The following is a 12,608-nucleotide window of genomic DNA, read 5'->3' as shown; positions in this document are numbered from 1 at the left end:
GCTCTCATAAAATAGGTTATAAGGAGGGAAAGTTAGATGTGGATGAAAAAATTTGCTCCTATCGCTTTAGTCGCAACACTTACATTAGGTCTTGCAGCATGTTCATCGGATGATGGAGGTGTTAAAGCATCGGAGTATCCAAAGAATAACATTACACTTGTTGCTCCTTCTGGAGCAGGTGGTGGCTGGGATCTTACAGCACGTGCCATTGCAAAAACATTAAACGATACAAAATTGGTGGAGAAGCCAATTACAGTGGAGAATAAACCAGGTGGTGGTGGAGCTGTATACATGGCAGAATTCGCTACGAAAGAAGTAAAAAACGATCATGTCCTAATGGTTAAATCACCACCAATTCTTATTAATAACAACAAGGCTGAAGGGAATAGTCCATATGGCTACAAGGATACTACTCCTTTAGCACAGCTTACTCGTGATTATGGCGCAATCGTAGTAAAAAATGATTCTAAGTTTGAATCACTTCAAGACGTGCTAGACGCTATTAAAGCAGATCCGAAAGCAGTTACTTTAGCTGGAGGGTCAGCACCGGGCTCTATGGATCATTTAGTTGGAGTACTACCAGCACATGAAGCGGGAATCGACCCTAAGTCTGTAAAGTATGTGTCCTATGACGGAGGGGGAGAAGCAGTTGCTGCTCTTCTTGGTGGAAATGCTGATGTGATAGCTACAGATGCTTCTACTATCGCAACTTATGTGAAGTCTGGAGATGTGAGAGTTTTGGCAGTTAGCTCTAGTGAACGATTAGAGGGAGAGCTTGCTGAAGTTCCAACATTCAAGGAATCCGGAATTGATGCAGAATTCACTATTTGGCGTGGAATTTTTGGCCCTAAGGAAATGTCTGAAGGTGCTGTAACCTATTGGTCAGAAAAGCTGGAAAAGATGACGGAGACAGACGAGTGGAAAGCAGAGCTTGAGAGAAACGGCTGGGCTAGTGAATATCGTAACTCAGAAGACTTTACCGCTTATTTAGAAGAGCAAGATGAAGTAATTGTAGAATTGCTAACAGCTCTTGGTATGCAGAAATAATCAGGTGAGGCGACTAGTAAAGTCGCCTTTTCCTTTTGGTGGGAGGGATAGATAGATGAATAAAAGCTTTGACCGCTTTGCTGGTATTGGCTTTTTATTGGTAGGAATAATTTTTTTGGTGGAGAGTCAAAAAATTTCTGATAGCGCATATGGCTCCTCAGTAGGACCAAAAATCTTTCCGATGTGGCTTGGAATTATATTAATGCTTCTTAGTATTCGCTTAATATATGAAACGTTTAAATATAAATCAGAGGAATCTGGCAAAGAAAAGCTTCAATATAAGAAATTTATCATAATTTTTGTTAGTGCCTTACTTTACGCCTTTTTACTCGAAAAGATTGGTTATGTTATTTCTACTTTTCTCTTTCTGCTGGTTGCTTTTCAAACAGTTGAACGTGGAAAAGTTATTTACTCGGTCATCATATCTGCCGTATTTTCAGTCGGGGTTTATTACTTATTCTCAGAGCTGCTCGGAGGTTCGTTACCAGGATTTCCACTGCTATAAGGAGGGAGACATCAAGCGATGAGTACATTACAGTTTTTAATGGATGGATTTAGTGTTGCCTTCCAATGGCAAAATATATTATTTGCATTTGTAGGTGTAATTATTGGAACCGCTGTTGGCGTTTTACCTGGGATTGGACCTATGAGCGGTGTGGCTCTCCTAATTCCGGTAACTGCAACTATCACGTCGGGGATGCCAACAGAAGCTGCAGCAGCTAGCTCTATTATATTGTTAGCAGGGGTTTATTATGGTGCTATGTATGGGGGTTCAACGACATCTATATTATTGAATACACCGGGAGAGTCCTCATCCGTTGTAACTACATTAGACGGATACCAAATGGCACAGCAGGGCAGAGCAGGAGCTGCTTTATCCATCGCTGCTATCGGATCATTCGTGGCAGGAATTGTTGCCCTTCTCGGTCTAGTGCTGCTAGCCGAGCCTCTTTCTAATGTCGCTATTAAATTCGGACCAGCTGAGTACTTTTCTTTAATGCTGCTGGGGCTAGCTGCCGTTAGTGGGCTCGCAGGAAAGTCTATGACCAAGGCATTAATAATGACTGTTTTAGGACTCATGCTAGGAACGATTGGTATTGATGCAGTTTCCGGTATTGCTCGCTTTACATATGACCAACCGATTCTTTATTCTGGTCTGGAGTTTTTAACAATCGCTGTAGGATTATTTGCACTAGGTGAGGTATTTAAAACGATATTGGAGAAAGATGAAGAGACGGGTAATATAGCAAAGATAAACCGCATACTACCCACTAAACAGGATATCAAGGACAGCTCTGTACCTATTGTCCGAGGTTCTTTACTTGGCTTCTTTATTGGAGTCTTACCAGGAGCAGGGGCTACACTTGCATCCTTCTTTTCCTACACTACAGAGAAGAAATTTAGCAAAAAGCCTGAAACTTTCGGCAAGGGGAATATTGCAGGAGTGGCTGGTCCAGAATCAGCAAACAATGCAGCTTCAGGTGGTGCGATGATTCCACTTTTGACACTAGGTATACCTGGATCTGGGACAACAGCGATCCTTATGGGAGCACTTATTATGTATAATATTCAGCCAGGCCCGTTATTATTTGATGAGCATCCAGAGGTTGCATGGGGTCTGATTGCTAGTATGTTCATTGGGAATCTGATGCTGCTTGTGTTGAATATGCCATTAGTTAGAGTGTTTGCAAAAATTATTGAAACACCTAAAAAATATTTGCTACCAATGATTATAGCCATTTCATTTTTCGGAGTGTACGCTGTACAGTACACAACCTTCGATTTGTTTTTATTATTAGGCTGTGGAATACTTGGGTATCTCTTATCTAAAAATGATTTCCCAGTTGCCCCATTAGTGCTTGCACTTGTGTTAGGTCCTATGATAGAAAATAACATGCGCCGTGCACTGACCATTTCTAACGGAGACTTTAGTATCTTCTTTACGAAACCATTATCATTAGTTTTCATAATTGCGGCAGCTGCTTGGTTGTTAGTCCCTCTTATATTAAAGGCTAGAGGGAAACAAGTGATTATTAATGAGGAAGAATAGATATAAGGGATTCTTAAAAGATGGTTTTAAGATATTTCCGCTTTAAGCGGGCGCTTTCTGGTGGGGGAGTGAAAAAGCTGGCCCTGTCGCTTACACGTCATTTGGAATGGCCTTAGCTGTCTACCTCCCGTTGGAGTCACCGCCTGTCTATATGCTTTTCTTATCCCTCAAAACAGCTGCCCGAGTCATAAACTTTGGTAGCTGTTTTTTTATAAAAATGTATTGCTATAGGCGCTCACTTTTAATTGAGGTGATCGATAAATACTAAAATAGGAGGACGATCATGAAGTGCGATCATCCTCCTAAAAATTATTCGGTATGGAATGGACTATGAGTCTGTAGCTTTCGAAAAAGAGTAAAATGGAGATTTTTTTATGCTAGTTTGAATTTATTTATTTCTTCTTGTAAGTCCTGAGCATTCTGTGACAGCTCAACCGCCACACCACTGACTTGCTCCATACTAGCTGTTTGCTCCTCGATAGCTGCTGCAATACTTTCTACGTTAGAGGAAGCATTTGCTGCTCCGTTAGCGATTTCCATTGCAGAGGCGGAAACCTGTTCTGCAGAAGCTGAAATTTCCTCAGAAGTAGCTGAAATTTCCTCAATTTGAATGTTCATCTGCTCTACAGCAGTGACAATTTCCTCAAAAGCTTGGCCCGCTTCTCCAATAATTTTTACACCTTCTGTAACAGAAGTGAGGGAGTCCTCAGCAGCTTTTTCTACATTGCTTGTATCTAATTTTATCTCCTTAATCAAATTCACTATTTGATTTGCGGATTGTCTAGATTCTTCTGCAAGCTTGCGAACCTCATCAGCAACAACTGCAAATCCTTTGCCATGTTCTCCTGCTCGTGCTGCTTCGATTGCAGCGTTTAGAGCTAAGAGATTAGTCTGCTCTGTGATATTCGTAATCACATTAGTGATATTTTCAATTTCAATTGTTTGTTTGCTAAGCTTTTGTACTAAATCATTCATCATCTCGGAAGAATGGTTAATCGTATTCATCTGCTCGCTAGCCTGTTGAATAATTTTACCTCCAGCGAGTGCTGCTTGATACGTCTCGTTCGAATTGTCATGTAAGCTCTGTGTTGATTCGGCAATTCTTTGAACTCCCGTTGCAGTTTCATCCATAGCGCGCGAACTTTCGTTGGCTGACTGGGCAGCAGAAGCGGAAGATTCTAGAGTGTCATTAGCACGATTGGCCATCTCATTTGTAGAGGCGGTTACCTCTTCTGTGCTAGCAGATAGCTCCTCAGCAGCTGCGCTTAAATGCTCCGAATTCTCATGTATGCGTTTGAGTAACGTTTGAAGATTGTTTTTCATTTGATTAGTAGCAGAAGAGAGCTTTCCTATTTCATCCTTAGATACGTATTTCAAATCATCCACCGATAAATCTCCAGTCGCAATGGTTTCGGACACGCTCACCATTTCTTTTAACGGATTAGAGATTTGCTTACGAGTGAACCACATAACAAAACAACCGTTTATCAGAATAATGACTAACATAACAATTGCTACAATGTTAGACAGAATCATAGCGTTATCCGTATCTTCCGATATTTTATTCAGTTCCTTATCCTGATAATCGAGCATTTTTTTTGCAACATCTAAAATACCAGCATTTGCAGGAGTAATACGATCCTTTAAAATTCTTGTTCCAGAGCTCATGCTACCTGTTTTAGCATACTCCAAGTATATTCCAGATGCCTCATTGAATTCATTTTTATAAACGTAAATCTCCTCAACATATTTCTTCATAGTTTTGGAGTGGGCAAGAGATGCAATTTCAGCAATTTTGTCGTCGACATACTGGATATAGTATTCTAACTGCTCCTTCGTCTCAGGAGAATTATCAATTAACAGTTCCTGTGAATATTGACCCTGCATTCCAATCCCAAAACGAATCTCGTCGATTATTCGTAATTGAGAGACTCTATAGTCGAGAGCCTCATCCACTTTACTTTCCACATTAGCAGATGTAAGCATAAATGTTCCAGTAGAGATTAATAACAAAACTAGAATAGTGATAAATGCGATGTTTAACTTTTTGCCGATACTCATAAGCTGCCTTCTTTCCAATAAATATAATCACTTCGTATTTATCGACTATTAGTAATGTCATTTGAAGTAGGCTAATGAAAAATTATTACTAAAAGGACGTTATTGATAAAAATTTAATAAAAATAGTCTGAAGTAGCTTAAAAACATTGTTGACATGGAGTTAACTCCACGATTTAAAGTCAAAGAGGAGGTGTTGGAGATGGAAATAGTTGTTCATAGTTTAGTTTGTATGTATGGATTATTAACATTAGTAGCTGGAGTGGTACAATGGAAGGAAAAGGGTTTTTCTATACGATCCTTATTATTTGTGTTAACTTCGCTTGCATTGGTTGTAAGCTCGTTCATTCCAAACTGGACGTTGTATTTAATAGTAGTCTGTTTTATAAGTCTACATTTGCTAGCAATCTGGGAAGGAATACAGACAAAGGGAAGGATCAGCTATAGTCACCATGGTTTTCGGTTTGTTTTTCATATGCTAATTGTAATAGGGGTGATATTGTGAAAATTGGAGAATTTGCTTCCCAGACCGGGGTTAGCAAGGATACTATTCGTTATTATGAAAAGATAAAACTATTAAAGCCAAACATAGAGTGCCATCACCGAGATTACACAGAAGAGGATATACTGTCTATCCAAGTAATTATTAAGCTAAAACAGAATGGTTTTACATTAAATGAAATAAAATTACTCTTTGAGTGGACTGAACATGTAGATAAAGATAGTGAATTAACTGAGGAAGAAACAGATAAATTACAATTGCTAAGAAATTTATTTCAAGAAAAATATCGGGAAATGATACAAAAAGAAGAACAGATTATACAAATAAAAGAAGTGTTGCTCCGTGCAGACAAGAAAATGGAACAATTACTTGGAGGAACAAAAAATGAGACCTAATCTAACAAAAAATTTAAGCATAGAGGAATTTCAACAGTACTATTGGTTAAAGGAAGAACTTCAAAAGTTTTGTAGAGAACACAGTATTAGTCCCTCTGGCTCTAAAATAGAAATCGCCAATCGAATAGAGGTTTTTCTGCGCTCAGGTGAAATACTTCAACCAGTCAGGAGGACTAAACAGGTTAAAGCAGATGCAGTGCTGTCTTTAGATACTGTTATAAATGAGGGACATCGCTGTAGCCAACAAGTAAGAGCATTTTTTCAGCAAACCATTGGACCAAAATTTCATTTTTCTACCTATATTCAGGACTATTTTAAAAATAACGTTGGAAAAACATACCGTGATGCAGTGAATGCTTGGAAAGAGGAAGAAGAACGTAAAAAAGATCCAACCTATAAAAGAGAGATTGCACCTCAATTTGAATATAACCGTTTCACTCAAGACTTTTTTGCCGATCCTAACAATAAAGAAAAAACACGTCAGGATGCAATCGATGCTTGGAATGCTATCAAACAGCTACCAGGTAGTAATAAATATCAAAAATAAAAAGCCGTACATTCGAATTACTTCGAGTGTACGGCTTTTATCAAGTTAATTCCGAAGAATTAAAGTTTTACGATGTTAACTGCTTGTGGTCCGCGGTTACCTTCTTCGATATCAAATTCAACTTTTTGACCTTCGTCAAGAGATTTGAATCCTTCACCTTGAATAGCTGAGAAATGAGCGAATACGTCGCTTCCGCCTTCAACCTCGATAAATCCGAAACCTTTTTCTGCGTTAAACCATTTTACTGTACCTTGTGTCATGTAAAAAACCTCCATAAAATAAATTAAATAATATAAATCTTTCAACAGATAAAAAAATTCACATATTACAAAGAGTATCGACAAACATTTCACGATCACTTTTTGTAATATGTGAATTCAATGTTTTGATGAAGCAATTTAACTATTGAACTCAGTATATAACGTAACTTCTCATTTGTCCAGTAAAGTACTTAAGATATCTCAAAGTATTTCCCTAATCCTGTAAAACAGAATAAATAATTATCTTATACTTTATATAATGAATAGCTAAGCACCAGTACTTAGGGAAGTTTTAAAATAGTGAATAGTCATTCATTTTATGGTATTCTTTTCTAAAGAAAATTTTTAAAAGGGGAGAACGTATGCTTTTTAAAAAGGAATTTGATGTTTCCACTAAAAATGGTGTGGTAATGGGAAACGGGAAGGTATCCTTTCAGAGTGTTAAACTAAATGTCCATTGTTTTGTAGTGGATGGCGTTTTAATAGATACAGGGTCACAATCTCTCGAAAAGGAATTTAAACCATTTTTTCTCCAGCAGGAAGTAGATCAAGTAATGATTACTCATTATCATGAGGATCATACTGGCTGTGCTTCTTATCTACAAAATCAAGGTAAAACAATCTATATGAACGAGCTTTATATAGATTGTTGCGAAAAGAAAGCCGACTATCCTCTCTATCGCAGGCTATTTTGGGGGAAGAGGCAGCCGTTTAAAGCAGAGCCGATTGGCGAGACGTTTACTTCCAAATCCGCCACATGGGACGTCATTCCTACACCTGGACACGCCGAGGACCATTTAGCATTTCTTAATCGACAGACCGGGCAATTGTTTACAGGAGATCTCTATTGCCAGGAACGAACGAAGGTCGTACTTCGAGAGGAAAGCATCCCGACATTAATAGAGTCCCTACAGCGAGTTCTTATGTATGATTTTGATGAAGTTTATTGCTGCCATGCAGGCTACTTAGAGAAGGGTAGAAGACAACTCGAAAGAAAGTTACATTATTTATTAGAGATACAGGACCGTATTTTGCAGCTTCATGCGGAGGGTAAACGTGAAGAAGAAATAACCCATATTATTTTTCCGAAGAAATATCCCATCACTCGCTTCTCCATGGGTGAATGGAGCTCCCTACATATCATACGTTCCGTGATTAATGAGAGCCTCAAAAGGACTGCTACATAGTAGAGTCCTTTTTTAGTCTGTTTCTCTGTACTAAGTGAGCGATCCTACTAGCAAATGCAGAAAAGGGCAGCTTTTTTCAAATTCCTCCTACATACACTCCATTATCCCTACTATTTTACCTTTATCTAAACAGCAAAAGACCTTCCTAAAATACATTATATAGAATCCCTGCGTAAGCGTTCTCCTAAAAGAAGTTTTTGCTCGAAGAAAACAGTTTTATACCGTATGATTAATGGAGGAAGGTGAATTTATTTGAAAGCTTATATTTTAAAATTATCATTTGAGCACGTAGATCCGAAGGTGTGGAGAAGAATCGTTCTGCCGGCAGATGCGACATTTAATAGACTTCATGAGACCATTCAATACGTGACAAATTTTCGAAGCATGATGGAACCATATCATTCCTTCGCGATAGAAACAAACGACAAGTATATTACGAATGATGAAGCAATCATACAAAAATATAAAGGGAAGAAGTATGAAGGCAAAGAGGTTAAGCAGCCAACCCGTATAAAGATTGACAAGTATCTTCAAGAGAAGGGTTACCTCATTTATAACTATGATTTTGAAGACGATTGGAAAATTCTAATAGAGCTAGAAGAGATAGTAGAGGATTATTATTTTGGTTATCCTACTATATTGGATGGAGAAGGCATGGCACCTCCTGAAGATATTGGTGGTCCAATTGGCTTTTCGGAATTTAAAAAAATTATGGCCAACCCTAATCATCCGGATTATTTACATATGTATGGCTGGGCTGAGCATCAGGAATTTAAACCTTTTGATAAAGACAAGTTAAATGAACTGCTTAAAAATGTGAAGTATAAAAAGACAGAGTGGGAGAAAATTGATCATGATAATTATCTTGTCCTCACGGATAAATATCGAGGTGGAGAATCTACTATTCTTGAGCATTCAGAAAACACGGAAGCTATTTTAAAGTATACAGCTGCTTGTATTAACTTATATGGAATTATTGACTTCTCTAAATTTCTAGATATATATAATTCGCAAAATGTTAAAGCTCTGACGAGAAATGAATTATTGTCATTTATAGATAAATCGTCAGAACAATTACAAAATCAATTTGTTACAGTTAATTCAGATGAGTTTGTACATACTTCGATAAACTCCAATGATTATGAAATCTTAAAAGAAAGCTCTGTAGGAAAGCCTTATTACGTGCCAGCAAAGGAAGAGCTTCTTCGGTATGTAGATCCTAATTATTACGAGGAAACAATCTATCAAGAAAAGCTTGCGTCCATGATGCAAAAGGATCTATTTGGTGGTAGCACATTAATGATCAAAGAAAATATGGATCAGCTAATCAGAGATATGCGAACAGTCGGTAGTAGTATTAATACGGTGGTTCAACAATTTGCTGTTCGTCATAACATTCAAGATCAGGAAATGTTCAATGAATATGTGCAGGCAATTGCCTTCGTGTCGGTAACAACTCGCCTGTGGGGCAATAGAGGTCATACCCCACATGAAATTACTTTGATGGAGCAGCCAAATCTAAAAGCAGTACCAGCTGCACCGGAGAGCAAACAAACAGATAAAAAGGTCGGCCGAAACGACCCGTGTCCATGTGGCAGTGGTAAAAAGTATAAGAAATGCTGTGGAAAATAAAGACTGTGACACAACTCACCTTAAAAAATGAAAAGCTTCGAAAATTTTATGAACAGTAAAATTTTCGAAGCTTTATTTTTTGTTATAGGCTGCTATTGTTTTCGCAACAGGGGAAACTTTTTCTTGATATGACCTCAGTTTTATAGAAGCTAGTTATGTCAGGCTTGTTTTGAATGCAAAAGAATTTTCAGACTGTGTTTCACCTTCTGAATAGGTTCGTTCTGCAAAGGTAACCTGTTGATTGTAGTCCATTAACAATACAGTCGAGGAGCGTGTACCGTAGTTAGGTATTTTGATAAACATTGGAGATAAGCTACGTTCAAGCTCGAGAGCTACACCAGTCTCGGGAAGCTCATAATCCTGTGCAACATTTTCGTCTTTAAGTATTTCGAACAGAGGCTCAACTTCTACTTTATCTAATAGAAGATATTCAGCTAATTTCTGCTTTCCTTTTTTCACCTTTGGCCAGGGTGTGTTTAAGGTATGATTGCTTAAGCTATGTGTACCAGGCGCAATTTCATTCATTTCATCTAGGATATTGTTATAGTGATACAGGTGATTACTATCCCCAATGACAACATTATAGCCACCGTAGTTTTCTCTTTTTCTCTTTAAGCCTGCGATAAACTCCATTGGTTCTTCATTGCCAGCTAAAAAATCTCGAACGATATCACCTCGAGAAAGCCGACCCGGTTTTAGTTGAGGATCCCTAAAATTGGTCAATGCTGCAAAGCGACCAGCTTTAGAAACCCCAAGCCATGTTCCCATTTGAAGCAAATCTCGTCCGGCAAGGATGTTAGGATAATCCGTCCAAAAATGAGCAGACTCAGTTGGACGTTCATAAAATTCGTCTCGATTGGCAACTACTATGAGTGGATAGGTAGGATGAGTTTTAAATTGAAAATTAACGAGACACATATAAGATAGCTCCTTTTTGAACAAGTTATGAGGGAAGTCAGGTCTATAGCTAACTACTTCAATTATTATATCATTATCAGATTTGATGAGTGTCTGCTTTTATTGATGAAAAGTGATAGGATAAAATGGAATAAACGATTTTAATGGAGATGACAGAGATGAGTAATACACATATATTTTCTAAACGAGAAGAGCTTGCAAATGCAATCATACATGGTGTTGGTACACTTTTAAGTATAGCTGCACTTGTTATTTTAATCGTTTCCTCAGTCAAGTATGGGAATGCTTGGCATGTGGTGAGTTTTACACTGTTTGGGGCATCCATGGTGCTATTGTTTACATCATCGACCCTTGTACATGCATTTCCAGAGGGAAGAGCCAAAGACTTCTTTGAAATCATGGATCATTCTTCTATTTATTATTTAATAGCAGGCTCCTATACTCCACTTCTATTCTTAGTAGTAAAAGGTCCGCTAGGTTGGACATTGTTTGGTATTATGTGGGGACTAGCGATAGCAGGTACAGTGTTCAAAGCCTATTTTGTTAAGCGGTTTTTGCATACTTCTACTATCTTGTATGTTGTGATGGGCTGGTTAATAGTTTTTGCATGGAAGCCGCTCATCACCAATATGTCCACAGAGGGACTTGTTTTGCTAGCGCTTGGCGGATTGCTCTATACCGGAGGGGCGGTCTTTTATGTATGGAGAGGCTTTCCGTACCATCACGCAGTGTGGCATGTATTTGTGCTCGTAGCGGCTATTTTAGTTTTCTTCGCTATCATGACACTACTGCCAATACCTGTATAACTAAGGAGGAAATCACATGTATGATCCAACCGTCTTCGAAAATTTAAAGGTTGCATTTGAGAATCTTCTATATGATATGGACAATATAGAACGCAAAATCAATATAACTAACAGAACAGATCGAATGGATTTTTCTATTATAAAAAGAGACTTTTCTATTGAATTTGTCCTTTCCGATAAACAAAAAGTAACGGCAGAGATTATAATAGAAGCTTCCTTGGAGGAGTTAGCATCCGAAATTTTGGAGACTCCTGGTAAGGCCCCTGGCTGTACGTTACAGTTAAAATTTCAAAAAAGTGTAATAGAAGTACCTGAAGAGTGTAAGAGTATTGAGTTAGCCCTAAAGGAAATATGGGAGGACGATATAACAATCACTCAGCGTTTAAGCTTTGAATACGGACAATTAAAGAAAAACTATGTAAATACAATTTTGCTAAGCTTCCACCAAAAAATTAAAGAAGAAAATATAGGCGAAATAGATGATTTTCTAAGCAGTGTAATCGAAACGTTAGAGCTTCTTCATACTATATAGTCCTTTAGCAGAGAGATATTACTATTTGAGACCGGCTATCAAGGGTTTATGACCGGATAGAAAATTTTATAACCTGATAGCGAGGATTTATGACCGGATAGATTTTTTTATGACCGCATAAAAATATTTATAACCGTTCACGCCCAAAAGAAGTATTACATAGCGCAAACTCAATAGGAAGGTAATTAAAGAAGCAGTAGGAAGTAAGGATATTACTTTCTACTGCTTATTATTTGTTTCTGTAAGGAGTATTGTCTGAATCGACTGTAGAAAATAACAAGGTGGAAGAGAGCGAAATATAGTTTTGAATTACCATAAACGAAGAATAACTATTGCCCGTGTATTTATATAACCAAATTGCAAGGAGATGTATAATAATATATAGAAGGAAAGTGATTTATCCTATAGTTTTTTGCCTAATATCAATCCTAGAACATTCTACTAATGTAGCTAACTCTGAAGAGGAATGAGACTCTAAAAAAATCTTTTTAAAAAAGTTTTTAAAAAGTATTGACTTATAATATAAACGAGAGTAATATAGTAGAAGTCGCCAAGAGGTAAACAAGTTTGGCTGACACGATGAACATTGAAAACTGAACATGCAAAACGTTAAGACATATAGCATCAAACAACTTCGGTTGTATTGACGCAAAACAATTTTTGACATCATTTAA

The 12,608-nt window shown here is 37.7% G+C and carries 13 protein-coding genes; 10 read left to right on the top strand and 3 right to left on the bottom strand.

Annotation, left to right across the window (positions count from 1 at the left end):
• The first annotated feature begins 36 nt into the window (after positions 1-36).
• From ACQKNZ_RS19860 to ACQKNZ_RS19850, 3 genes are read left to right on the top strand one after another with little or no spacing between them, the layout of a single operon-like run.
• A complete protein-coding gene (locus ACQKNZ_RS19860; RefSeq protein WP_144541693.1) occupies positions 37-1,047 on the top strand; it encodes a Bug family tripartite tricarboxylate transporter substrate binding protein in 1,011 nt (336 codons plus the stop codon).
• Positions 1,048-1,102: 55 nt separating this feature from the next.
• On the top strand, positions 1,103-1,552 hold the full coding sequence (locus ACQKNZ_RS19855; protein ID WP_144541695.1) for a tripartite tricarboxylate transporter TctB family protein: 450 nt from the start codon (positions 1,103-1,105) through the stop codon (positions 1,550-1,552).
• 18 nt (positions 1,553-1,570) lie between these two features.
• Positions 1,571-3,097, top strand: coding sequence for a tripartite tricarboxylate transporter permease (locus ACQKNZ_RS19850; protein WP_144541697.1), 1,527 nt, complete (start codon positions 1,571-1,573; stop codon positions 3,095-3,097).
• 372 nt (positions 3,098-3,469) lie between these two features.
• Here the strand turns inward: ACQKNZ_RS19850 and ACQKNZ_RS19845 are convergent, their stop codons facing one another.
• Entirely contained in the window at positions 3,470-5,158 is a 1,689-nt protein-coding gene (locus ACQKNZ_RS19845) for a methyl-accepting chemotaxis protein (protein ID WP_427661425.1), read from the bottom strand.
• A 199-nt stretch (positions 5,159-5,357) separates the two neighbouring features.
• On the opposite strand from ACQKNZ_RS19845, the gene ACQKNZ_RS19840 reads away from it, so the two are divergent.
• Genes ACQKNZ_RS19840 through ACQKNZ_RS19830 form a run of 3 tightly spaced genes read left to right on the top strand, consistent with a single transcriptional unit; the run spans position 5,358 to position 6,599 of the window.
• The gene (locus tag ACQKNZ_RS19840) at positions 5,358-5,660 is read left to right on the top strand and encodes a hypothetical protein (RefSeq protein WP_191697945.1); all 303 of its coding nucleotides are present in this window, start codon (positions 5,358-5,360) and stop codon (positions 5,658-5,660) included.
• Positions 5,657-6,052, top strand: a complete 396-nt coding sequence (locus ACQKNZ_RS19835; protein ID WP_191963816.1) for a MerR family transcriptional regulator — start codon at positions 5,657-5,659, stop codon at positions 6,050-6,052. The genes ACQKNZ_RS19840 and ACQKNZ_RS19835 overlap by 4 nt, the downstream gene beginning before the upstream one ends.
• Entirely contained in the window at positions 6,042-6,599 is a 558-nt protein-coding gene (locus ACQKNZ_RS19830; protein WP_144541705.1) for a DUF6434 domain-containing protein, read from the top strand. Before ACQKNZ_RS19835 ends, ACQKNZ_RS19830 begins: the two co-directional genes overlap by 11 nt.
• 59 nt (positions 6,600-6,658) lie before the next feature.
• Here the strand turns inward: ACQKNZ_RS19830 and ACQKNZ_RS19825 are convergent, their stop codons facing one another.
• Positions 6,659-6,859: a cold-shock protein gene (locus tag ACQKNZ_RS19825; RefSeq protein ID WP_144541707.1), complete on the bottom strand. Its 201-nt coding sequence runs from the start codon at positions 6,857-6,859 to the stop codon at positions 6,659-6,661.
• A gap of 362 nt (positions 6,860-7,221) precedes the next feature.
• Here ACQKNZ_RS19825 and ACQKNZ_RS19820 point away from each other — a divergent pair, with 362 nt between their 5' ends.
• The gene (locus ACQKNZ_RS19820; protein WP_427661421.1) at positions 7,222-8,046 is read left to right on the top strand and encodes an MBL fold metallo-hydrolase; all 825 of its coding nucleotides are present in this window, start codon (positions 7,222-7,224) and stop codon (positions 8,044-8,046) included.
• 252 nt (positions 8,047-8,298) lie between these two features.
• Entirely contained in the window at positions 8,299-9,678 is a 1,380-nt protein-coding gene (locus ACQKNZ_RS19815; RefSeq protein WP_427661419.1) for an IS1096 element passenger TnpR family protein, read from the top strand.
• 153 nt (positions 9,679-9,831) lie between these two features.
• Here the strand turns inward: ACQKNZ_RS19815 and ACQKNZ_RS19810 are convergent, their stop codons facing one another.
• Entirely contained in the window at positions 9,832-10,596 is a 765-nt protein-coding gene (locus ACQKNZ_RS19810; RefSeq protein WP_191697950.1) for an NRDE family protein, read from the bottom strand.
• Between the two features lie 158 nt (positions 10,597-10,754).
• Here ACQKNZ_RS19810 and trhA point away from each other — a divergent pair, with 158 nt between their 5' ends.
• Positions 10,755-11,402: a PAQR family membrane homeostasis protein TrhA gene (gene trhA / locus ACQKNZ_RS19805; RefSeq protein ID WP_144541716.1), complete on the top strand. Its 648-nt coding sequence runs from the start codon at positions 10,755-10,757 to the stop codon at positions 11,400-11,402.
• A gap of 16 nt (positions 11,403-11,418) precedes the next feature.
• Complete coding sequence (locus ACQKNZ_RS19800) at positions 11,419-11,934, top strand: hypothetical protein (RefSeq protein WP_151112559.1); 516 nt, start codon at positions 11,419-11,421, stop codon at positions 11,932-11,934.
• Positions 11,935-12,608: the final 674 nt, after the last annotated feature.

It is taken from the genome of Psychrobacillus sp. NPDC093200 (genome assembly GCF_050280345.1).
GTDB lineage: Bacteria > Bacillota > Bacilli > Bacillales_A > Planococcaceae > Psychrobacillus > Psychrobacillus faecigallinarum.
Note: the sequence above shows the minus strand (reverse complement) of the source record. Positions and strands in the feature narration are given on the sequence as shown.